Genomic DNA, 22,307 nt, shown 5'->3' on the forward strand with positions numbered 1-22,307 from the left:
TCTTTTATGGTGGGCTAACGTTGGTCACAAAGCGCTTATAAAGTGAAGGTAAGTGCGCCAATACGGCACTTTTACCAAGTAGTTCACTGTTTTCTATACATTTTCGTAAAGCACTTTCAGTTAGTTGAATACTAAGCAATTGTGATTGCTTAATGTGACTAATATGCCAAAGTTCAGGAGCTACCCCGTTTAAATCTTCGCGATAAGGCCGATAAAAACCAAATTTCTCAAGGTGAATACTGAGCCATTCACTCAATGGTGAAAAGGGACCGTTTTTCTCATATTCATGAGGAGATAACTGCAGTTGATAATCGTCACTAACACTGGCTTTGTCATATACATCCAAATCAGTACCAAAATGGTGCCTGCTTGCCCCAGGTAAAGCTGAATAACGCATAATTGCAATACACTTATCAATGTCACTTAAGTTCGTTAAATCAACAACCTTTTGTTGTGAATTATAAACAGGCCTTTGTCCTGAAAATTTGTTATTCCAAATGAGCGCCTGACGTTCAAAATCCCTAAAGCTTGATGCAATAGTTAAGTCAAACCCAGCTTGTTTAGCTGCATTTTGTAGCGCTATAAAATCAGTAGTGATAGCGCTATGCAAACGATGGCTTTGTATTTTAGTTAAATGTGTATCACTTTGCCCTGTGACACACGCTAACGTGGGTACTTCTAAATCAGTCATTAGGTTAACAATTGCTCAAGTATTTGCTCGTAAATGTCGGTGAGTTTAATTAAGTCATCTGTACTTACGCACTCATCCACTTTGTGAATGGTGGCATTACGAGGCCCAAGCTCAATGACTTTAGCACCGGTTTGAGCTATGAAGCGACCATCAGAGGTTCCCCCCGTGGTTTCTAAATTGGTTGCTAATCCTGTCACAGACTCAATAGCATTAACGGTTGCGTCAACGAGTGGACCATGTTCTGTAATAAATGGGAGACCATTTACAATCCAGTTTAACTCGTAGTTTAAGTTGTGTTTTTGTAAAATGTCGATTACACGCTGTTGTAATTGTTGATGTGTGACTTCGGTGCTAAATCTAAAATTAAATTGCACATCTAGCTCACCAGGGATCACATTACCTGCACCTGTGCCGCCGTTAATATTTGATATTTGAAAGCTGGTTGCCGGAAAAAAATCATTCCCTTTATCCCACTGGGTTTGGCTAAGCTCTGTTAATGCTTCAGTGGCTAGATGAATAGGGTTTTGAGCCAGGTGAGGGTAGGCAACATGTCCTTGAATACCTTTAACTTTTACGAATCCGGTAAGCGAGCCGCGTCGGCCATTCTTAACTACATCACCTAAGACATCCCGAGATGAAGGTTCGCCAACCAAACACATATCAATTTTTTCACCGCGAGATTCTAGTGTATCAATAACTCGGGTGGTTCCATTTATAAATGGTCCTTCTTCATCAGAAGTGATCAAAAAAGAAATTGATCCTTTGTGGTTCGGGTATTTAGTTACAAAACGCTCAGTAGCTACAATCATGGCAGCAAGCGAGCCTTTCATGTCGGCAGCTCCTCGACCATGCAATAAACCATTTTCTACCAGCCCTGAAAATGGTGGGTGCTGCCAGTTTTTTGCCGGACCCGTAGGCACTACATCTGTGTGTCCTGCGAAACAAAAATGCGGCGACTGGTCGCCTTTACGCGCCCAAGTATTTAATGTATCAGTAAAAAATAGTGACTCTATATTAAAGCCGATCGCTTCAAGACGTTCGTTCATCATTTGTTGACAGCCGGCATCTTCTGGGGTGACAGATTCACGCTGTATCAAGGCTTGTGCAAGTGCAATTACTTCATTCATTATTTAAAAATCTCATCGTATTGCGCGACCTTAAAGCCTAAATAAAAGTCAGTACCGTTAACTAATACTGGTCGCTTTATCATAGCGGGCTGCTGAACTAATAATTGAATAGCATTTTGCTTAGTCAAATTTTGTTTTTGCTCGTCACTTAGAGCTCTGTATGTAGTTCCACGTTTATTGACTAATTGTTCCCAATCTAATTTATCAGCAAATTCAGCGACCATTTGTTCATTAACACCCTCTTTGCGGTAATCGTGAAAGATAAACTCAATATTATTATCTGTAAGGTATTTTTTAGCTTTTTTAATTGTGTCGCAGTTACTAATTCCGTAAAGAGTGATCATAAGTTACTTCTTTTTAATAATAGTTAATAAGGTGTCTTCAGCTGCTTTTACATGCAGGTGTGAATAATGAAATGTGCCCAGGTTGTGACCATTAAGTAATATTAAACTTCCTAGCATAGGGGAGTCTAATTCTCTTAGGTCAAAATAAGCAAGTCGTTGGCCTTTGAGTACTTGGCTGCCATTTAACTGTGCTATATGGGTATGCGTAATTGCTGCAGAGGCAGGTAAGGTTAAATTAATGAGTATTTTTAAACCATTTTTAGCCTGCAAAATAAATTCAGTTCCTGCGTTTTTAACCTGCAGTAAAACCCCATCAAAGGGGGCTAAAATTTTATGACTGGTTGCTTGCACCATAACACCGGGGCCAAGAGTACCAAAACTGAACAAAGCCTCTGGGTGATTACTTAATTCTAATACCTTTCCCGTAAAAGGACTGGTGATATTAATAGCATCACGGGGGATTTTATTTTGTGCAATAAGCTCTATTGGTTGTGCTTTCATAAATTAGTTTGTCACCACATTATAGCCATCTTTTTTTAGTGCTGTGATTGCCTGGGCCGCTGTTTGTTTTTTTACAAGTATGTAGTCAGTATCGTAAGTTGAAATAGAAAAGATAGATATTTGTGCTTTAGCTAACACGCCAGAAATATTAGCCATAATTCCTGTTAACGAAAACCCTAAAGGGCCAATAACTTCCAATGCTTGCCAATCAGATTCTGTATCCAGGCTGTGTAATTCAAAACTACTGGGGCATACAATTGATAGTTCGTCATGGGTTTTAGAGATAAAAAACAACGGAAGTTTTAACAAAGCAGCAGGGATATCAGCATCAATATCTAAACTATGTATAGACAAAATAGTGCTGTGTAATTGTAATGTTTGTTTTGACATTAAAAACCTGCGGTACAGCAAAGACGATTTATTAATAGTATAGATTATTAAAGATAAATTAAAGTGGTAACTCACCGTACCTAAGCTGCAAAATATGAGCTACTTATACTTACCCACAATTTCTGTGGATAACTATGGGGGTTGAGAGGTATAAATAGCCTAACTAACTAATTTATAATTAGAAATTAGCTAGGCTATAAAAAACACATGTTAATTAAAGCCTTTAATTAAGTGCTTCGACCTGCGCTGCTTGTATAGCGGTAAGTGCGATTGTGTACACAATGTCATCAACTAATGCACCACGGCTTAAATCGTTGACTGGTTTACGCATACCTTGAAGCATTGGCCCAATACTGATGAGGTCTGCGCTTCTTTGCACGGCTTTATAGGTTGTATTACCGGTATTTAAATCAGGGAAAATAAACACCGTTGCTTTACCTGCTACGGGGCTATTTGGTGCTTTTTTAAGCGCGACGTTTTCCATAATTGCTGCATCGTACTGAAGGGGACCATCAATAATCAAATCGGGACGTTTTTGTTGAGCTATTTTGGTTGCCTCTCGCACTTTTTCAACGTCGGCTCCTGTACCAGATGTACCTGTACTGTAGCTGATCATGGCAACACGCGGCTCTATACCAAAAGCTGCAGCTGAGTCAGCTGACTGAATCGCAATATCAGCAAGTTGCTCAGCATTTGGATCTGGGTTAATTGCACAGTCTCCGTAAACGAGTACCTGATCAGGCAGCAACATAAAAAATACCGACGATACAAGCGATGAGCCCGGGGCCGTTTTGATGAGTTGTAATGGCGGTCTAATTGTATTGGCGGTTGTGTTAACTGCTCCTGAAACAAGTCCGTCAACTTTGCCTTGTTCAAGCATCATAGTACCCAGTACTACGTTATCAAGTAATTGTTCTTGCGCTACAACATCGGTGAGACCTTTGCTTTTTCGGATTTCGACCATAGGCTCGACATAATCATTAATGATGCTGCTTGGTTCTACAATACTTACATTTTCGTTGAGCTCTATACCTTGTTGCTCAGCAATACGCATTATTTCTTCGCGATCACCTAATAAAATGGTTTTTGCTATACCGCGTTGCCCACAGATAGCAGCTGCTTTAATAGTTCTAGGTTCGTTGCCTTCAGGTAAAACAACCGTTTTGCCTGCTTTACGAGCTTTATCTGTAAGTAAGTATCTGAAAGCTGGTGGCGAGAGTTTACGTGTTTTCCCCACATTTTTTGCCAGTGAGTTCAGCCAATCTGAGTCAATATATTCAGCATTGTGGCTTTTCACTTTTTCTATACGCTGGTCATCATCGCTTGGCACTTCCATATTAAAGTTATGAAGTAACAACGATGTTCGCCATGTATCGGCCTCTGTTGCTAAAATTGGTAGTCCCGTTTGCATTGCTTGTTCGCACAGCGCCATAATACGCTGTTCTGGCATAAAACCACCGGTGAGTAATATTGCCCCAATTTTAGTACCATTCATTGCCGATAAACACGCAGCTACTAAAATATCAGAACGATCGCCAGGAGTAACTAATAATGCACCAGGTGTAAAGTGGTTTAAAATATTAGACACTGTCCGTGCACAAAATGTGATACGACGCAGGCGTCGATGCAGCATGTCACCTTCGTTAATAATTGTGGCTTTTAAATATGCACTTAGGTCTTTCACTCGTGGTGCGACCAAATCAAAATCCCATGGTATTGCACCAAGTAACATAAATGGATTTTTTCTAAAAATTGGCAGTGATGCTAAGCGGTTCAGTTCGTTATCTACTTCATCAGGTTTGTAGGAGTCAACTAAATCGGCGCGTGCTCTGCCTTCTTCATCAATAGGGGCATTTACTTTATTAAAAATACAGCCTAATACACGCGGGTGGTCAATACCACCATAATTACCAGCTGCAATCTCAAGACGATCTTCCAGCTGGGTAATATTATCGTTACCAGGCGTTAATACAAATACAATATCGGCACCGAGTGTTTGCGCTATTTCACGGTTAACGCGCCCTGCATAAGGTTGTTTACGAGTCGGAACCATGCCTTCAATAATGGCAACTTCATCGTCGTTAATTTTACTTTCAAAGCGCTCAACAATTTCTTCTAATAAGTCGTCGCCCTTTACATCACCAATCATTTGCTCTGCGTAATCCAATGCAAACGGTGTTGGTGGGTCAAGAGGGGAGCCTTGCTTTATTATTTGTGTCGATTTTTCTGGACCGGTTTCGCCAGAGCGCGGTTGAGCAATAGGTTTGAAGAAATTAACTTTTACCGCCTTTTGCTCAAGCGCACGCACAAGCCCGACGGAAACAGATGTTAAACCAACTCCCGTAGAAATCGGTATCAACATAATACGGTGTGCCATATTATAGCTCCTTAACAATATTTGCAGAGTCGAGGGCGATAACCCATTCTTCATTCGTTGGCATGACGACAGTTTTGATACGAGATTGCTCAGTGCTAATTACACCTTGTTGACCAAAACGAGCATCTAAATTTGCTTGCGTGTCACATTCCATACCTAAAAATCCAAGTTGAGTGATCACTTTTTTACGAATGATATCTGAGTTTTCTCCAATACCGCCGGTGAAAATAAGCGCATCAAGACGCTGTAAAGGCACCATGTACGACGCAATTTGCTTAGATAAACGATAGCAAAACATATCGAGTGCTAATGTTGCTTGTTGATTTCCCGCTGTAGCAGCTTCTTCAATAGTACGACAATCGTTTGAAAGCTCACTAATGCCTAACAAACCACTTTTTTGATTGAGTAAGTCATCTATTTGTTGCGCACTATAATCAAGTTGTGTTGTTAAAAAGTTAAATAAACCTGGATCAATATCGCCACTGCGAGTACCCATTACTAACCCTTCAAGTGGCGTAAGGCCCATACTTGTATCGACACTCTTACCATTTTTAATCGCACATACAGAGCAGCCATTCCCCAAATGAGCACTAATAAAATTACTTTTTTCAATAGGTTGGTTAAGTAGTTTTGCTGTTTGCCCGGCAACATAAAAATGGCTCGTACCATGAAAGCCATAACGTCTAACACCAAACTCGGTATATAAATTGTAAGGTAGCGCATAAAGGTATGCGACCTTATCCATAGTTTGGTGAAAAGCCGTATCGAATACTGCAATTTGAGGTAAGCCTTTAAACGAGTCTTGCGCTGAAGATATACCCAGCAAGTTGGCATGACCATGAAGCGGTGCAAGTGTTGCAGCCTGAGTTATGCTTTCAATAACTTGATCATTAATTAATACTGATTTGGTAAAGTGCTCGCCACCGTGAACAACACGATGACCAACAGCAATTAGCTGTTCATCTAGTTTGTGATCTTTTATTAACGTCACTAACGTATTAATAGCCTCAGCGTGAGCTTGCTCTGGTGCTAAATCAATAAGTGTTTTATCACCTTTGTATTTATACTTTACCGACGGAGTTGCTGCACCTAGTCGCTCTGCTAAGCCCGATATAATTTCATGGCCGGTGTTTGCATCAATAATGGCAAACTTTAAACTTGAGCTACCACAGTTTAATACTAAAACATGTTGTGACTTAGGAGCGGGTGTTGGCATAGATATAATTTCCATAAATAAAGTTTAGTAAGTGAACATTAATTATTTACTGTTACACTCAGGTCTCAATTAAAAGGCTAAAGATATTATAAACAAGGTCGTTAGACCCATGAATAAGTTTTATATTTTAAACTATTTGATGTATTTAGTTTAGTATTTTGCACAATTTAACAGCATAATTAAGCACTTTTACTGATTAAGTGAAACCCGCCGTATTTGTGTTACACTTTGTAAAATACGAGCTAATTTATATATTGAATTTAGTAATTGTGAGGAGTCATGATGCAAAAAAGTGTGATGTCACAAGTTCAAATTGGTAGACAGTACGCAAAACAATGGCCAATGCGAAAAGAGTTAGCTCCATTGTTTAGTGAGTTTAGGGTAATTAGAGCAACAGAACTTGCCATTACTGTTATGCCGATTCTTGCTATGTTGACATTATTTTTTCAACTCAACTACCTTGGCCCTGATTTTTTACCACAAGCGATTGCCAGTGCATTGTTTTTCTTATCTTTACCTCTACAAGGTTTATTGTGGTTGGGTAAACGAGCACAAACCCCATTAGACCCAGCCATGCTAAGTTGGTACAAAGAGCTTCATACAAAAATGGTTGCTAATGGTTATCAAGCTAAGTTAAGTGAAAAAAAGCCCCGGTATTTGGAGCTTGCAACTTTACTTAAAGATATGTTTGAAAAAATGGATAAAGCGTTCACTAAAGAACAGTTTTAATAAACGCTTCTACTAATCACGCTTTTTGAAATTGCGTTATATAAAACGACAAGGTGACATGGTGTTCACCTTTCTCTTCTAGTGTTTCCCAGTGCTCAGGTCTAAATTTCCACGCAAACGGTGTCATCATTATCAGGTTTCTAACATCGTTAATACTCAGTGTTACCTGTTGAGTGATCAAATCTTGGTGAGTTTCTGTAAAACCTTCAGGCACATCTACTTTCGTATGCTCGCTTACTGATTGGTAAATATAAGCTTTTAACTCTTTTAAATGCCATGGCCCTGGGCTGGCCACGACAAGCGTAGCATTAGGTTTAGCGAGTCTATCAAGCTCTTTAGTAAATAAAGGTGCAAATACACTTATAAGAATATCAGCAAACCCTTCTTTAAAAGGGGCTTGACTGATTGAGGCAACGCTAAAGCTGCAGTTGGGGTAACGTTTAGCGGCGTATTTTATAGCTGACTTTGAAATATCTACACCATAAACTTGCGCCTGAGTATTATTAGCAATAGCGTGGGTGTAAAACCCTTCACCGCACCCTAAGTCAATAATATTATTACCTTTTATAGTACTTGTTATATCGCTAAGTGCTTGTTGTAAGAATGCATAAAAACCTTGCTCTAAAAATGTGCGCCTTGCTTGCACCATTTCAAGCGAGTCACCAGGTTGTTTAGAGTTTTTGTTTTGAACAGGCAGTAAGTTAACGTAGCCTTCTTTGGCAAAATCAAAACTGTGGTTGCTTTCACAGCGCAGTGTATTTTGAGTTTTTGTTAGCGATTTGCTACATAAAGGGCATTGATATTCAAGACTCATGAGTCTAGGTAATCCTTGTCGTAAAAAGTTTTAACCCAGTGGGGACGGTATGTAATTAAAATGGTGATGGCCATTCCGTTCAACATGGCTTCTGGAAACCAAATTATAGCACTTAAATAAACGTAATTGTCGGCAAGTTCTTGCCAATTATACTGACCTAAAGAGAAATAAAAGAGGGCACCTAAAGATATCTTTATGCATGCTATAAACCCAGCTGTTATGAAGGCACAAACAAATATATAAACAAAAAAATGTTTTGGTAAATAGTGATAGCACACAACGAAACTTAAATAACTCAATAATATGGGAATAAAAGCGCCAATAAGTATTTGTACAGGTAAAAGGTTAAAACTAACCTGCCCAAATGAAAACAACAAGGCACTTGCCAGTAGGCTACTCAAAATGGCTAGCCGCCAGCCCAATATTAAGGTGGCTGCAGTAATACCAAGTATGTGCAGGTCAAGGCCAGTTAAAATACCGGCTTTAATACGCCACAGTAGTGCAAATACAAGCGCACAGGCTAATACACCTGTTTGCCTAGCAGACGTTTTATAAAGCGATTTATAGGTGTTTTTATCGAAACTAAAAATCGCAATAGCAAGTACAAGGGCCCACATCAGCCCTTGTATTTCAGTGTTTAACATTATAGCTACTTGAACGTTGACCAAATTGGCGCATGATCTGATGGTTTATCAATTGCACGCAGCTCATAGTCAATTCCTGAGTCAATACAACGCTCAGCAAGTGATTGAGTTGCAAGCACAACATCAATTCGCAGACCGCGATTATCTAAAAAGCCTTTAGAGCGGTAATCAAACCATGAGTATTGATCGTTAACATCAGGATAGAGTTCTCTGAAGGTATCTTTAAATCCCCAATCTAAAAGTGTTGATAGCCATTGACGTTCCTCTGGTTGGAAAGAGCACTTACCTGTTTTTAGCCAGCGTTTAGCGTTGACCTCACCAATACCTATGTCTAAATCTGTAGGTGATATATTTATGTCGCCCATAACAACTACATCCTGATCGGGAGTGAGGTTTGTATCTAGATGTGTCATCAAATCTTTATAAAATTGACGTTTATAGGGGAATTTAGTTTCGTGATTGATGTTATCGCCTTGCGGGAAATAACCATTCATAATGGTAATGTCGCGGCCGTTTTCTTGTTCAATAGTGACGCTGATCATGCGTTTTTGCGACTCTACTGTGTCGGTAGCAAACCCTTTTAAGACCGATTTCGGCTCTTTTTTGCATAACATAGCTACGCCGTAATGTGCTTTTTGACCGTGAAAGTAGACGTGGTACCCCATTTTTTGAACATCGTCTAATGGAAACGCTTCATCATGAACTTTAATCTCTTGCAAGCCAATTACGTCTGGTTGATGTTTATCAATAACAGCTTGTAATTGGTGAAGACGAGCACGCAGACCATTGATATTGAAAGAAATCACTTTCATTCGATTTACCTTTATATTTGTTCTCATTTTGATAGCAAATTGTATCAGTAATTTAGCTTACATAACATGTCTGAAATGACAAAATAGCTGCGCAAATGTTGATCAAATGGTGGTGAAAGTTTAAACATTGTTAATGTTGTATTAATTTATAAAATAAATAAAAAATTCAATTGATCTGCAAAAAATTGGCTATATAATGCGCGCAAATTCATTGGCAAACTCGTTCACATAGGATCTCTCATGAAAGCACAATTATTTTTAGCGGCAACATTATTAGCATCTTCTTCTGTTTCAGCTCAAAGTAACACTTACTTTAGCCAAGACAGCTCTATTGAGTCTAAGCTGTGTGTATTAAGCGCAAACGAAGGTTTTTCTGCAGCACGTAAATTAGCAGCTAAGCACAATGTATACTTATCACGCTTCTCACAAAGCATCATGTGTAACGGCCAAGATATTCGTGATATTGCAAAGAAAGATTCAACAAACAACATAACTGAAAACAAAGTAGAAGTGTTTGCTAAAGATGCTCAACAAGAAACTCAATTATGTATGACTGCATTAAAGCAAGGTTTAGCGCCAGTACGCCAAAAAATAGGTAACTTAAACTCGCTTAAATGTAACGGTCAGAAAGTTACTGACTTTGTTAAGCGTTATCAAAACGCTGCAATTTAATTAGCACGACAAAATTAATGAGAGCCCAGCTTTTACAGCTGGGCTTTTTTTTGCAAAATTTACAAGGTTGGTTGAAAAGGTTTCAAGGCTAACGTATTGAAAATAGGATAAATAATAAACAGGGTTTCTGTAAGGTACTGAAATTTATATTTATTTTACTTTGGCACCAGACTTGTATTAGTTGTTGTGACATTTATTAACAACGAAGGACACGTCTTATGAAAAAGTTAACATTAGCAACAACTATTTTAGCAACATTAAGTTTAGCAGCCTGCGCATCTAATCAAGGTCTTGATAAAATAGACAGCGACTTTGCAAGCCTAGACAACGACAGTGATGGTTTTATTTCAAAAGTTGAAGCTGACGACGATAATATTTGGGGTCACTTTTCAAATATCGACACCAATATGGATGAAGAAATTAGTCGTAAAGAATTTAATGCTTACATGCAGTTAAACACTGGCAAGGTTGCAACCGATAGTGATGTAAGTGAATCAGCCTTTAAAGCTGAAATTGCAAAATTTGACAAAATTGAAAGTAGTTTTGCCAGTTTAGATAACGATAGTAATGGTTACATATCAGTTGTTGAAGGCAATGACGACGATATTTCAAATCACTTTGGTTATATGGACAAAAACGAAGACAAGCGAATTAGCAAAAATGAGTTTATGGGCTACATAAATAAATATGGTAAATCTGTAGCTGAAGACGAAGCGTTAGAGTCAATTAAACACAGCTAATTAAAATTCAGAACATAAAAATCAAAGCCAGTTATTTTAACTGGCTTTTTTTATGGCTAATTTTAGATAATTGCCAGATATATTTTCCTAGTTAGTGGTTGTTCTGTCATAATAGATGGCTGTGTATTTTTATTTATTAAGAGTGTATATGGCTGGGCGGCGAATTAGTGATGAGCAGTTGGTTGAAATCATTGAGGCTGCGATTTTTGTTGCAGACAAACCCATAAGTAAACGCCATATTAAAGACACTGTTTTAGTGGATATTGCAATTTCTATGTCACGTATAAACGATGCTATAGAAACAATACAAACACACTTTCAAACCCGTGGTATTCGCCTTGTTGAAGTTGGTAGTGGTTATCGATTTCAGGCGTGCAGTAGTTTAAGCCCTTGGTTGAGTAACCTATGGCAAGAACGAGCTCCTAAATACTCACGTGCTTTATTGGAAACATTATCACTTATTGCTTATCGTCAACCCATTACGCGTGGTGAAATAGAGCAAGTAAGAGGTGTAACAACGGGTTCGAATATAATTAAAACCTTACTCGAAAGAGAGTGGGTGAAAGTGGTAGGGCACAAAGAAGTACCGGGTAAGCCCGCTTTATACGCCACTACTAAACAATTTTTAGATTATTTTTCATTAACGGGTTTAGAAAACTTACCTGCGTTACCTGCGCAACAAGAAAGTAAAATAAACCAGTTATTAAGTGATCCTTCTGTGAGAGAACCATCCGAATGAATATACAAGGTGAAAAGTTACAAAAAGTCCTAGCCAGAGCTGGTGTAGGCTCGCGTCGTGAAATGGAAAAATACATTGACGCTAACCGTGTTAGTGTTAATGGCAAAGTAGCTAAACTCGGTGACCGCGTTGAAGAAACCGATTTAATTCGTGTTGACGGTCATACCGTAAAAATTGAAGAAAAAGCTGACAGAATTTGCCGTGTAATTATGTACAACAAACCCGAGGGAGAGTTGAGTACTCGTAAAGACCCTGAAGGTCGTCGTACTGTATTTGACAGACTTCCTCGTATTGATGGCGATCGTTGGATAGCTGTAGGCCGACTGGATGTGAATACGTCAGGCTTAATGTTGTTTACCAACGATGGTGAATTAGCCAATCGTTTAATGCACCCAAGTTATGAAGTAGAGCGTGAATATTCTTCGCGTGTGTTTGGTGAAGTAACAAACGAGACACTTAAAAACCTGATGCGTGGTGTTGAGCTTGAAGATGGTCCAGCAAAATTCACAAATATAAAACCGCTAGGTGGTGAAGGGATTAACCGCTGGTTTAATGTGACATTAAACGAAGGGCGCAACCGCGAAGTTCGTCGTTTATGGCAATCTCAAGACGTTGAAGTGTCGCGTCTTATCCGTATTCGTTACGGTAAGCTAGAGCTAGATAAGCGTGTGCCACAAGGTGGTTGGGTTGAATACGACTTAGAAACCGTTAACTACTTGCGTAAAACGGTTAAGTTAGGTCGTGAAACGCAAACTAAACTTTCAGTTATGCCTGAAAAACGCAAAGATAAACGCGCTAAAATTAATCAAATTCGTAAAGCGGTTAAAAAGCACAACCAACGTGTTAAGTCGACTAAGCGTAAGTGATATTTTGACGTTTTGTATAAAAGCCGCATTATTTGCGGCTTTTTTATTGAGGTTAATAAAAGTAAACAGCTGTTACTTTTTTATTTGTGCGTCTAATGACTCGCCATTGACTGCAATTGAATCATCACTCATTAAATATAAATAGGTCGGCATAATACTTTCAGGTGTTGCCAACTTATCTCTATCTTCGCCAGGGTATGCCGATGCGCGCATAGATGTGCGTGTAGCACCTGGATTAATACAGTTTACGCGAATGTTGGTTTTACCTACTTCACAAGCCCACGTTTGCATCATACCTTCAACTGCAAACTTAGAGATGGCATAGGGTCCCCAAAACTCACGGCCTTTACGACCAACACCAGATGAAGTGAAAACAATAGAAGCATTGTCTGATTTACGCATCACGGGGAATAATGCTTTGGTGATCATTGCTTGAGCTGTCACGTTAACTTTCATGATGTTCTCAAACGTAGATGAACAAAAATGTTCTAGTGGCCCTAGAGAGCCTAATATGCCAGCATTATTTAAAAGTCCGTCTAAACGACCAAACTGATTCTCAATAGTTGCAGCAAGATCACGATAATTTTGTTTTGTTGCGCCTTTTAAATCCATTGGCACAATCGCAGGTTTTGGGTAACCTGCATTCACAATTTCATCGTATACGCATTCAAGTTTATTTGTTGTTTTACCCAATAAAATGACAGTCGCACCATGCTTTGCATAAGTAATGGCTGCTACCCGGCCAATACCATCGCCTGCGCCAGTGATTAAAATAACTTTATCGTTTAATGCATTTTCAGCTGCTTGATAAGTGTGCATAAAAGTACCAATTGATAGATTTTTTCTGATTTTAACATAGCAATTCGACAAGTAATCGAATTTATTGAAAAATTAGGTGGCGAAAAAAGAAACTTTACGTTAAGTTTAACTGGTCTAATGTCTCATTAATAATCTGATTACATTGTTTTAACTTGATACACTGATTAAACACACTATAAAAATAAAATATGTTCGGAGTCACCAATATGAAGAAAATGCTACTTTCACTCTCGGTCACTGCTGCTTTAGCAGGTTGTGGCGGCGGAGAAACGTTAGAAGATGTTAAGAATGAAACCGCTACAGTTGTACCTATGGCCACGGTTAGCTTTGACCCTGCTAACGGTGTAATTTCTGTTCCCAATGATTTATTAATGAGCGGTACCCAAGATGGTACTTTAAATATTCCAGGTGAATTAGATGACGACAATGTATCTATCCCGCGTGCTGCATATGCTGATCCTCAGTTAGCATTAGGCGCACTGGACGGCTGGTCGTCTCAAGTTCCTTATAAAGTTGATTTGACATTTCCACCAAATGTTTCACTTGACGAAGCGTCAGCTGGAACACTTGGTAGCGTAAGAATTTTTGAAGTAATAATGGGCGCAAGTCTGACAGATGCAGAATGTTCTGTTGCTCCAGCTGGTGCAGCTTGTAAGCTTGTTGGCGAATTAACATTCGGTGTTGACTTTGTTACTCAAGCTTCAGGAAATGCCGTCGCTATTATTCCTCTAAAGCCTTTTAAAGCAGGTAGTTCGTACATCAATGTATTAACCACAGGCCTAAAAGATTCTATGGGGCGTTCTATTGCGCCGTCATCTACTTATGGCTTAGTTAAGCAAGAAGCGCCATTAATTACTGATTCTCAACTTGCATTACAAGGTGCAGTTAATAGTTACGAGAACGTAGTTGTGAGCTCTGGGGATATTTCAAAGGAAGATATTATTTTTTCTGGCGCGATGACGATTCAGTCAGCGGGTCCAGTACTTGGCACAATTAAAAACTTATTGGCTGCAAGTTTACAAAACGATGCTTTGCCTACACCAGCATTGCAAGTACCTGAACAACCTATGGTCAATGTGCAACAAGTGTTTGCATCTCAGGGTGTAACAGTATCTGCTGCGTTTTCAGGCGTTCAATATCAAAAAGGTAGCATTATGTTACCTATGTATCTTGGTACGCCAACTGGCACAGATATTAGCGATTTAAACGATACATACTGGCAAGGTATGTGTGATAACGCTGTAGCACTTCAAGGTTACAAAGCGGTTGCAGGTGATGCATTCCCAACTGATCCTATCAGTGAAAATGATGGGTTATGTTCAGCGCTTAGTGGTGGACAGTTACGTGATCTAGGTATCGATAGCACACGTCATTTAACAAAATATAACTCAATCCCTAAAGTACAAAGTATGGCTAACGTACCAGTACAGGTGACAAAGCCAATTTTACCAATCATTAACGGTGTACGTGCACAGTTACAGTTGCCAGCAATTGAGATGCCTGAAGGCGGTTGGCCTGTTGTTATGATGCAACACGGTATTACAACTAATAAAGAGAGTATGCTTGCGCTAACGGCTCAACTTTCAATTCAAGGTTTTGCAACGGTTGCAATAGACCACCCTCGCCATGGTGAACGTGGTGTTGATGTAGACGGTGACGGCAACGATGATTTTAATGCAACGACCGGTTCAGTACTTAGCTACATGAATTTAAGCTCTTTATTAGTTGCTCGTGATAGCTTACGCCAATCAGCAGCTGATTTATTAGGTTTACGTTTAGGCTTAAACTTTTTACAAGATGCAACTATTAACAGCCAAGATGTAACATACATAGGGCATTCATTGGGTTCTATTGTTGCTCCTGCATTTATTGCACAGGCTAATAATCCATTAGCGCCTACTGTTGACCCATTATTTAATGTAAATACAGTGGCTCTGGCAAGTGGCGGCGGCGGTATAGCTAGCTTCTTATTAGAATCAGCAGCATTTGGTCCGTTTATTCAAGGCTCTGTACTTTCTCAAGCTGGTACAACTGAAGCTGATGAATTTAATGCCTTCTTGCAAGGTGATGCTGTTTCTAACTGTGGTGCTGCGTTGCCAGATATGGAAGCATATTTAACGTGTGGTTATAACGAGTACATTACTTCTATAACAACGGCAGGCGAAACAGCTAAGCTTACTAATATCCAAGGCGTGTTTACGCAGTTCGCGTTTGCTTCTCAAACAGCATTAGACAGTGGCGATCCAACTAATTACGCAGCGGCGGTACAAGCGTTAGGTACACCTGTTTATACGAATGTTGTAGTGGGCGACGGCGGTGAAAATAAGCCAGATCAAGTTATTCCACCAATGGCAGCTAACAATCCTATTTCTGGTACAATTCCACTTGCTAACTTTATGGGATTAGAAACAGTAAGTACAACGCAAGCAATGACAGAAGCACCGGCTAGCTACTTAGTTAAATTTTCTAAGGGCCATCATGGTTCTATTTTAACACCTGCTCAAGATGCTGCTCAGTCTTCTACTGTAGAGGGGAGTGCTGCTGCAAATGCTGAAATGCAAATGCAAGTTGCTGTTTATTTAGCAACGCGCGGTCGTATGTTATTAGTAACAAACAGTGATGTTGTTACTGATTAAATATACACTCTAAAATATATCTAGTACAAAGCCACTTTAAAGTGGCTTTTTTTTGCTTAAAAGCATGATAAATTAGCGTAAATTTAAAATCGGAGAAACCAGTTGGAATTTTTATACGAGTACGGTTTGTTTTTCGCCAAAACAGTTACCTTTGTTATTGCGATAGGAGTTATTTTAATGATGCTTGTTGGCGCTGCTGTGAGGCCAAAAGCAAAAAAGGGTGAAATACAAATTGATGATGTGTCGGCTCAGTTGAGTGAGCTTAAAGAGGATTTTTTACAAAATACATTAAGTAAAAAAGAACTTAAAGCGCACGATAAAGAGCGAAAAGCACTCGACAAAAAGTCAGATAAAGAAGGCTCAAAACCTCGCCTGTATGTTGTTGATTTTATTGGCAGCATGGATGCACATGAAGTTGAAAGTTTAAGAGAAGAAATTACGGCAATTATTTCAATTGCAGACCCTAAAAAAGATAAAGTCCTCATTCGCTTAGAAAGTGGTGGTGGGGTAGTCCATGGCTATGGGCTTGCTGCATCGCAATTGCAACGCATTAAATCGGCAGGTATACCACTGAGTGTGTCAATCGATAAGGTAGCAGCGAGTGGTGGTTACATGATGGCTTGTGTAGCTGATGAAATATTGGCAGCGCCTTTCGCAATAGTCGGCTCAATTGGTGTGATAGCACAAATTCCAAATTTTAATAAAATCTTGAAAAAGAATGATGTTGAGTTTGAACAAATTACCGCAGGAGAATTCAAACGAACCTTGACCTTGTTTGGTGAAAACACAGACAAAGCGCGTGAAAAATTTAGAGATGAAATTGAACAAACTCATGATTTATTTAAAACGTTTGTCAGTTCACAGCGCCCAAGTTTAAATATAGACCAAGTTGCAACGGGTGAACATTGGTTTGCAACGCAAGCAATAGAAAAAGGATTAGTTGACGTAATTAAAACAAGCGACGATGCATTACTTGAACAGCAAAGCGAACGTCAAATATACAAAATAAAATACAAAGTAAAAAAAGGACTAAGCGATAAATTTGCGCTTGGATTAAGTAGTGGCGTTAATAAAATAGGCATAAACTTGCTGTCTAAGTTTAAATCACTAAATCCTTAAGTACGGCATAAAGTGTTACGCATAAAAAACCCTGAGAACTATCAGGGTTTTTTATAGCTTTAAAACTGCATGGCCATTAGTCAATTGACTTATGGTAATCCTCTAAATCTTTTGCAGCGTTAGGGTCGTTAAATATAGTCTCATCTAACTCACCTTCGCTTTTAGCAACCGCGCAAGTAACCATACAGTCGCCTGTAACATTTACAGCAGTACGAGTCATATCTAATAGTCTGTCTACACCAATAATTATGGCGATACCTTCTACCGGTAAACCAACTTGGTTAAGCACCATTGCTAGCATAATTAAACCAACGCCTGGTACACCCGCCGTTCCTACAGACGCAAGCGTAGCTGTTAATATTACCATTAAGTAATCCGATACCGTTAAATCAACTGCAAAAACCTGTGCAATAAATACCGTAGCAACACCTTGCATGATTGCAGTGCCGTCCATGTTGATAGTTGCACCGAGCGGAATAGTAAATGATGCGACAGAATTACTAGCACCTAACTTTTTAGTTGCAGTTTCAAGTGTTATTGGCATGGTTGCACTAGAGCTTGATGTACTAAAGGCAAATAAACACGTGTGTTTCATTTTTGCTAAGAAAGTGGCAGGGTTTAAGCCGGTCAGGAGTTTTAATAATAAAGTGTAGTTTACAAAGGCATGAAACAATAGCGCTAATACAACAACACCAAAGTATTTAGCTAAACTTACAATCAAATTAAGTTCGATTGTAGTAAATAGTTTGGCCATTAAAAAGAACACACCGTAAGGGGCAATGTTCATTAGTAACGTTACTAACTTTAAGATAACGGTGTTTAAATCTTCAAAAACGGCTGCAACACGTTTACCTGCTGAGCCACTTAAAGCCATAGCAATACCAAAAAGCAATGCAAATACAATTACTTGTAGCATATTTCCTTTTGCCATTGCTTCAAACGGGTTGGTTGGAAACATATCAATAATAACACGAGCGAGGGTCGGAGCTTCCTTCGCATCGTAACTTGCTTGAGATGGCAAGCCAATGCCTTCACCTGGGTTAAATAATAAGGCAAGTGTCATAGCCACCGTTATAGCGATTGCAGTTGTAATCAAATACAAGCCAATCGATTTGCCACCTAATCGCCCTAATTTTTTAGGGTCACTTAAGCTGCAGGTACCACATACCAAGGACACAAAAACAAGAGGGACAACGAGCATTTTTAGGCTAGCAATAAAAATTTGCCCACCCACATGAAAAATGCCATCAACAAAAAAGGCTTTAATTGGCAAAGAGAATAATCCAAGAGGGATTAGATAATCGTCTTGACCAGCTAAGATTGCTTGAAATATAAAACCAACTGTAACACCAAGCACCATACCAATCATGATGCGAGTAGTTAAACTTAACGTACCGATTTTTGACATACACCGAATCTACTTTTTATAAATTTGCCATAGACTACCAGTAAGAAATTATTTACTACAGAAAAAATTAGTATTTACACGAAATATTTTTGTACAAAAAAGTAATAAAAAACTGTGATTTTAGACTAAGTTATAGGTTAATATGAGGTAAACAACATATTGTTAATAATAACAACGCTAGGGAGAGGTTCATGCCTTTAATGCGACTACTCGGCATTTTATTGCTCAGTTTATTACTCACAGCCTGTGGTGGCGGTGGATCAATTGAAAAAAGCGGTACAGTTGGTGGCACTGATACGGACACAGATACAACAACTTACACGTTAACGCTACAAGGGTACTCTCAAGCAGACGCAACTAAATCAAATAGCGTGACGAATACTGCGGCATTAGATTTACGTGCAACCCTAAAAGACAATGATGGCGCTGTTGTTGCTGGTAAACGCATTACCTTTACGTTGGCTGACGATATAGGGGTTTTAAACCCTGATTCAGCCCTGACACAAAACGATGGCATAGCAACAATCGAGTTAAGTGCAGGCTCTGAGGCAGGCGCTGGTGAAGTTACTGCTACCTACAATGGTGATGATGAAACGTATACAGCCACGTTTGCATTTCAATCAACGGGTGGCCAAGGTGACGACACGGGTGTGAGTGGCTCAACAACTTTAGAAGTCCAAATTGTTGACCAAAATGGTGATAAATTTACCAGTGCTAATCCAGTAACTGCGGATAACGTTGGTGTTGTTGTTGCTACACTTAAATCAGATGGTGTTGCTGTTGCGGATAAACTCATTTCTTTTAATACCAATTTTACGGGCGTTATAACGCCAGAGCTTGGCACGGCAATTACTGATGATTCAGGCGAAGCTCGCGTCACATTGGGCAGTGGTGTTGCAACGGGTGCTGGCCAAGTTGTAGCAAGTTACGCTCCAGCAAGTGGTACGAGCGTTAGCAACACGGCTGTATTTTACTCATCGGGTGATGGTGCAGCGCAAGATGAAGCGCAATTTTCGGTATCTATTAAACTACTAACAGGCTGTAATGCTGATTGGGATGATAACCGAAGCAATGTTAAATTAGACCCTTTATCTGCAGCATCTGGTTGTACTGTGACCAACAGTATTTCATCTTCTGAATTGGGTGAGCTATTTGTAGAAGTCACTAATGAACAAAGTGGCGAAGGCAGTAAAAACGCACTCGTAAATATTGAAACGAATTTAGGTACAATTTTACCTTCATCGGGCACTGCTTTAACTGATAACTTTGGTATTGCATTATTGAAGTTGCAACCGGGCAATACTGGTGGCGCAGGAACCGTTACAGCAACGGCTCTCGATGAAAGTGCATCTTTAAACTTTGCAGTGGGTATTGCAAATTTAACGCTTAGCGTTGATAACGGCTTGAACACCAATGATGACGGTAGTGTAATACCACTTAAAGCCGGCGGTAGTACGGTGATAGAAGTAACGCTTACAGACGAAGATGGCAATTTATACTTAACGGCTACTGACGTTGAATTTAGCTCTACCTGTGCGATTGCGGGTGAGTCAGTCATTGATGACAGCGTAAAATCGTCAAATGGTATTGCTACAGCAACTTACAGAGCAACAGGGTGTAATATTGACGATGATGTAACTATCACTGTTGAAACAGGCGGACAAAACTTTACTGAATCAACGGTTATACCCGTGGAAAGTTCTGCAGTACAGTCTATTCAATTTGTGGATGTAAGCGAAACATTTATTGCGCTTCCACCAGGCGAAGGTGGCCTACCAACTCAATCAATCGTTACTTTTAAACTTTTAGATGCTGACAATATAGCGTCTTCTCAGCAACGAATTGACTTTAAACTAACAGATTCGGTAGGCGCTGCAAATTTAACGCTTACCAGTGGCAATACAGATAATGAGGGCTTGGTACAAACGACAGTAACGTCAGGTATCGTGCCTGGGCCTTTAGTTGTGAAAGCGTGTTATGTGTCTAAAGACGATGTTAAAGCACTTCCAGAAGGTGATGATTTAACGTGTTGGGTTGATGACTTCCAATTGTGCCAAACTGATCCTAGCAATGAAATTTGCCCAGAGGGTACATTAAACCTGATCCCACTTTCTGAGCAAATTAGTTCTGTTTCTGCTCAGCTTACACTTGCCTCGGGTGTAACTGATCAAAACAGCTTTGATTTAAGCCCAACAACATTTAACACTAACTCGCTTTACTACAACGGTATCATAACCGATTTAACTGTATTTTTTGGTGACCAGTTTAATAATTACAACGGTGACGGTGTTGAAGCCACAGTGCTTTCAGAAGCCGGTGTGGTTGGCTCTTCAAGCAACGAAGAAACATGTAAAACAACCGATGCAACCTGTGTTGTTACATGGCGCTCTCAAGGTGACCGCCCATTTGAAGATTACAAATGGGGCAACAGAATAGGCGATATTGACGGTAATGCGTCTACAACTGAGGGTATCAATCCTAAAACAGGCCAAATTAACTGTGACCCTTACTTTGGCGCAGCTGCACCGTGTATTAATGGTATTACCCGCGCTAAAAATGACGAAAATGGCGTAGTAATGGGCGGGCGCGTAAGTGTGCTTGCAGTTACTAAAGGTCAAGAGAATTTTGTTGATGAGCAATCAACTGATGATATAAAGCGTACGAATGGTTTATTTGATATTGGCGAGTACTACGCTAGCTACGATTTACCTGAAGCCTTTATTGATCACAACGAAAATAACAGCTTTGATAAAGCGGATTGTAGTGATGCACGCGGCGATGATTACGACCCTGTATCAGATGCGTGTTCAGAGTTAAACTCACGTGGTGGCCATAACGAAACGTGGCGTGACTTAGACAACGACGGTATCTACGATGCCGCTGACGGCCTATACAATGGGTTATTATGTAGTGAAGCTGCAAATGCTGCAGGCGAGTGTTCACGTGAGTTGGTTGAGGTTCGTAAAAACATTGAGCTAGTTATGTCAGGCGATGAACCATTTGTACGTTTCTCTGTGGTTAAAACGGATGCATTACCAGCACCATTTGAAGTATTTGTTCCTGCGGATTGTTCAAGTTCAGTATCTGGTAACAGAACTTTTGTAGAGTTAGAAGAGTCCGATGTAACTGAACGTTGTGATGTTGCTGCAATAGACCTTTCTGTCAACAATGTTGAAATCGCTAACCCAGATTTCGACCCTAATGACCCTGACGAAACAGACCCTGAAACACTTACCGTGGACATTGGTTTAACATCAATGGCTGTTCGTATTCACTACACAGATGAATTTGGTAATCCATTACCTGCAAACACAGTAGTGTCTTTAACAACGAGCAATGGCGATCTGTCAATTATTAGTCACAGTGAAACAATACCTAATACCAACACAGATAAACCGATGTTCTCGGATGTATTAATTTCACGAGAGACTGATGGTAACGACCAAACAAGTGGGGTTTTAAGTATTACTTTTGAATTTGAAAACCAACTAGGGGCCAGTAAAACGGTCTCGACAGGCATCACAATTTTCGATGATGTTTAAGTTATCGTAAAAAATGCCAACCTTTAGGTTGGCATTTTTCTTTGTGTTCTATATATTCCACAGCAATTATTCTAAAAACACCAGTTTGTCTAAATTAGCAACAAAAATTGTTCGTTTATTC

General features: G+C 39.6%; 20 protein-coding genes. 8 read left to right on the top strand and 12 right to left on the bottom strand.

Features of this window, described 5'->3' with window-relative positions:
• Nucleotides 1-4: 4 nt before the first annotated feature.
• From R0J88_RS00980 to R0J88_RS01010, 7 genes are all read right to left on the bottom strand, one after another.
• On the bottom strand, nt 5-691 hold the full coding sequence (locus R0J88_RS00980; RefSeq protein ID WP_410898793.1) for a M15 family metallopeptidase: 687 nt from the start codon (nt 689-691) through the stop codon (nt 5-7).
• Nucleotides 691-1,818, bottom strand: coding sequence for a succinyl-diaminopimelate desuccinylase (gene dapE / locus R0J88_RS00985; RefSeq protein ID WP_371816607.1), 1,128 nt, complete (start codon nt 1,816-1,818; stop codon nt 691-693). Before dapE ends, R0J88_RS00980 begins: the two co-directional genes overlap by 1 nt.
• Nucleotides 1,818-2,162: an ArsC family reductase gene (locus R0J88_RS00990; RefSeq protein WP_410898794.1), complete on the bottom strand. Its 345-nt coding sequence runs from the start codon at nt 2,160-2,162 to the stop codon at nt 1,818-1,820. Before R0J88_RS00990 ends, dapE begins: the two co-directional genes overlap by 1 nt.
• 3 nt (nt 2,163-2,165) lie before the next feature.
• A complete protein-coding gene (locus tag R0J88_RS00995; protein ID WP_410898795.1) occupies nt 2,166-2,663 on the bottom strand; it encodes a PTS glucose transporter subunit IIA in 498 nt (165 codons plus the stop codon).
• Nucleotides 2,664-2,666: 3 nt separating this feature from the next.
• A complete protein-coding gene (locus R0J88_RS01000) occupies nt 2,667-3,053 on the bottom strand; it encodes an ACT domain-containing protein (protein WP_006792173.1) in 387 nt (128 codons plus the stop codon).
• A gap of 223 nt (nt 3,054-3,276) precedes the next feature.
• Nucleotides 3,277-5,430, bottom strand: a complete 2,154-nt coding sequence (pta, locus tag R0J88_RS01005; RefSeq protein WP_410898796.1) for a phosphate acetyltransferase — start codon at nt 5,428-5,430, stop codon at nt 3,277-3,279.
• 1 nt (nt 5,431) lies between these two features.
• A complete protein-coding gene (locus R0J88_RS01010; protein WP_410898797.1) occupies nt 5,432-6,646 on the bottom strand; it encodes an acetate kinase in 1,215 nt (404 codons plus the stop codon).
• A gap of 282 nt (nt 6,647-6,928) precedes the next feature.
• Between R0J88_RS01010 and yfbV the strand changes: the two genes are divergently transcribed.
• The gene (gene yfbV, locus R0J88_RS01015; protein ID WP_006792170.1) at nt 6,929-7,375 is read left to right on the top strand and encodes a terminus macrodomain insulation protein YfbV; all 447 of its coding nucleotides are present in this window, start codon (nt 6,929-6,931) and stop codon (nt 7,373-7,375) included.
• Between the two features lie 16 nt (nt 7,376-7,391).
• Here the strand turns inward: yfbV and rlmA are convergent, their stop codons facing one another.
• Genes rlmA through xthA form a run of 3 tightly spaced genes read right to left on the bottom strand, consistent with a single transcriptional unit; the run spans nt 7,392 to nt 9,645 of the window.
• Nucleotides 7,392-8,189: a 23S rRNA (guanine(745)-N(1))-methyltransferase gene (gene rlmA / locus R0J88_RS01020; RefSeq protein WP_008131519.1), complete on the bottom strand. Its 798-nt coding sequence runs from the start codon at nt 8,187-8,189 to the stop codon at nt 7,392-7,394.
• Entirely contained in the window at nt 8,186-8,833 is a 648-nt protein-coding gene (locus R0J88_RS01025; RefSeq protein WP_410898798.1) for an energy-coupling factor ABC transporter permease, read from the bottom strand. The genes rlmA and R0J88_RS01025 overlap by 4 nt, the downstream gene beginning before the upstream one ends.
• A 5-nt stretch (nt 8,834-8,838) precedes the next feature.
• The gene (gene xthA / locus R0J88_RS01030) at nt 8,839-9,645 is read right to left on the bottom strand and encodes an exodeoxyribonuclease III (protein WP_410898799.1); all 807 of its coding nucleotides are present in this window, start codon (nt 9,643-9,645) and stop codon (nt 8,839-8,841) included.
• Between the two features lie 240 nt (nt 9,646-9,885).
• On the opposite strand from xthA, the gene R0J88_RS01035 reads away from it, so the two are divergent.
• From R0J88_RS01035 to rluB, 4 genes are all read left to right on the top strand, one after another.
• Nucleotides 9,886-10,317 (top strand): hypothetical protein, encoded by a 432-nt coding sequence (locus R0J88_RS01035; RefSeq protein WP_008131524.1) that lies wholly within the window; start codon nt 9,886-9,888, stop codon nt 10,315-10,317.
• A gap of 218 nt (nt 10,318-10,535) precedes the next feature.
• The gene (locus tag R0J88_RS01040; protein WP_039036865.1) at nt 10,536-11,057 is read left to right on the top strand and encodes an EF-hand domain-containing protein; all 522 of its coding nucleotides are present in this window, start codon (nt 10,536-10,538) and stop codon (nt 11,055-11,057) included.
• 148 nt (nt 11,058-11,205) lie between these two features.
• Nucleotides 11,206-11,796 (top strand): SMC-Scp complex subunit ScpB, encoded by a 591-nt coding sequence (scpB, locus tag R0J88_RS01045; protein WP_006792164.1) that lies wholly within the window; start codon nt 11,206-11,208, stop codon nt 11,794-11,796.
• Nucleotides 11,793-12,662, top strand: a complete 870-nt coding sequence (gene rluB, locus R0J88_RS01050; protein WP_006792163.1) for a 23S rRNA pseudouridine(2605) synthase RluB — start codon at nt 11,793-11,795, stop codon at nt 12,660-12,662. Before scpB ends, rluB begins: the two co-directional genes overlap by 4 nt.
• A 72-nt stretch (nt 12,663-12,734) precedes the next feature.
• On the opposite strand, the gene R0J88_RS01055 is transcribed toward rluB, so the two are convergent.
• Nucleotides 12,735-13,481 carry a YciK family oxidoreductase gene (locus tag R0J88_RS01055; RefSeq protein ID WP_006792162.1) on the bottom strand — a complete coding sequence of 249 codons (747 nt, stop codon included), beginning with the start codon at nt 13,479-13,481 and terminating at the stop codon, nt 12,735-12,737.
• 206 nt (nt 13,482-13,687) lie between these two features.
• Between R0J88_RS01055 and R0J88_RS01060 the strand changes: the two genes are divergently transcribed.
• Together R0J88_RS01060 and sohB are read left to right on the top strand one after the other, a co-directional pair.
• Nucleotides 13,688-16,117 carry a VolA/Pla-1 family phospholipase gene (locus R0J88_RS01060; protein WP_410898800.1) on the top strand — a complete coding sequence of 810 codons (2,430 nt, stop codon included), beginning with the start codon at nt 13,688-13,690 and terminating at the stop codon, nt 16,115-16,117.
• 102 nt (nt 16,118-16,219) lie between these two features.
• Nucleotides 16,220-17,236 (top strand): protease SohB, encoded by a 1,017-nt coding sequence (sohB, locus tag R0J88_RS01065; RefSeq protein ID WP_410898801.1) that lies wholly within the window; start codon nt 16,220-16,222, stop codon nt 17,234-17,236.
• A gap of 76 nt (nt 17,237-17,312) precedes the next feature.
• Here the strand turns inward: sohB and R0J88_RS01070 are convergent, their stop codons facing one another.
• Nucleotides 17,313-18,644, bottom strand: coding sequence for a dicarboxylate/amino acid:cation symporter (locus R0J88_RS01070; protein ID WP_010557477.1), 1,332 nt, complete (start codon nt 18,642-18,644; stop codon nt 17,313-17,315).
• A 191-nt stretch (nt 18,645-18,835) separates the two neighbouring features.
• On the opposite strand from R0J88_RS01070, the gene R0J88_RS01075 reads away from it, so the two are divergent.
• On the top strand, nt 18,836-22,186 hold the full coding sequence (locus R0J88_RS01075; protein ID WP_410898802.1) for an Ig-like domain-containing protein: 3,351 nt from the start codon (nt 18,836-18,838) through the stop codon (nt 22,184-22,186).
• Nucleotides 22,187-22,307: the final 121 nt, after the last annotated feature.

Source organism: Pseudoalteromonas sp. SIMBA_162 (assembly GCF_046535955.1).
In the GTDB taxonomy this organism is placed as follows: domain Bacteria; phylum Pseudomonadota; class Gammaproteobacteria; order Enterobacterales; family Alteromonadaceae; genus Pseudoalteromonas; species Pseudoalteromonas marina.

Coding starts and splice junctions, on each gene's coding strand:
- R0J88_RS00980 (WP_410898793.1), bottom strand. CDS start 691: ATGACTGATTTAGAAGTACCCACGTTAGCGTGTGTCACAGGGCAAAGT.
- dapE (WP_371816607.1), bottom strand. CDS start 1,818: ATGAATGAAGTAATTGCACTTGCACAAGCCTTGATACAGCGTGAATCT.
- R0J88_RS00990 (WP_410898794.1), bottom strand. CDS start 2,162: ATGATCACTCTTTACGGAATTAGTAACTGCGACACAATTAAAAAAGCT.
- R0J88_RS00995 (WP_410898795.1), bottom strand. CDS start 2,663: ATGAAAGCACAACCAATAGAGCTTATTGCACAAAATAAAATCCCCCGT.
- R0J88_RS01000 (WP_006792173.1), bottom strand. CDS start 3,053: ATGTCAAAACAAACATTACAATTACACAGCACTATTTTGTCTATACAT.
- pta (WP_410898796.1), bottom strand. CDS start 5,430: ATGGCACACCGTATTATGTTGATACCGATTTCTACGGGAGTTGGTTTA.
- R0J88_RS01010 (WP_410898797.1), bottom strand. CDS start 6,646: ATGCCAACACCCGCTCCTAAGTCACAACATGTTTTAGTATTAAACTGT.
- yfbV (WP_006792170.1), top strand. CDS start 6,929: ATGCAAAAAAGTGTGATGTCACAAGTTCAAATTGGTAGACAGTACGCA.
- rlmA (WP_008131519.1), bottom strand. CDS start 8,189: ATGAGTCTTGAATATCAATGCCCTTTATGTAGCAAATCGCTAACAAAA.
- R0J88_RS01025 (WP_410898798.1), bottom strand. CDS start 8,833: ATGTTAAACACTGAAATACAAGGGCTGATGTGGGCCCTTGTACTTGCT.
- xthA (WP_410898799.1), bottom strand. CDS start 9,645: ATGAAAGTGATTTCTTTCAATATCAATGGTCTGCGTGCTCGTCTTCAC.
- R0J88_RS01035 (WP_008131524.1), top strand. CDS start 9,886: ATGAAAGCACAATTATTTTTAGCGGCAACATTATTAGCATCTTCTTCT.
- R0J88_RS01040 (WP_039036865.1), top strand. CDS start 10,536: ATGAAAAAGTTAACATTAGCAACAACTATTTTAGCAACATTAAGTTTA.
- scpB (WP_006792164.1), top strand. CDS start 11,206: ATGGCTGGGCGGCGAATTAGTGATGAGCAGTTGGTTGAAATCATTGAG.
- rluB (WP_006792163.1), top strand. CDS start 11,793: ATGAATATACAAGGTGAAAAGTTACAAAAAGTCCTAGCCAGAGCTGGT.
- R0J88_RS01055 (WP_006792162.1), bottom strand. CDS start 13,481: ATGCACACTTATCAAGCAGCTGAAAATGCATTAAACGATAAAGTTATT.
- R0J88_RS01060 (WP_410898800.1), top strand. CDS start 13,688: ATGAAGAAAATGCTACTTTCACTCTCGGTCACTGCTGCTTTAGCAGGT.
- R0J88_RS01070 (WP_010557477.1), bottom strand. CDS start 18,644: ATGTCAAAAATCGGTACGTTAAGTTTAACTACTCGCATCATGATTGGT.
- R0J88_RS01075 (WP_410898802.1), top strand. CDS start 18,836: ATGCCTTTAATGCGACTACTCGGCATTTTATTGCTCAGTTTATTACTC.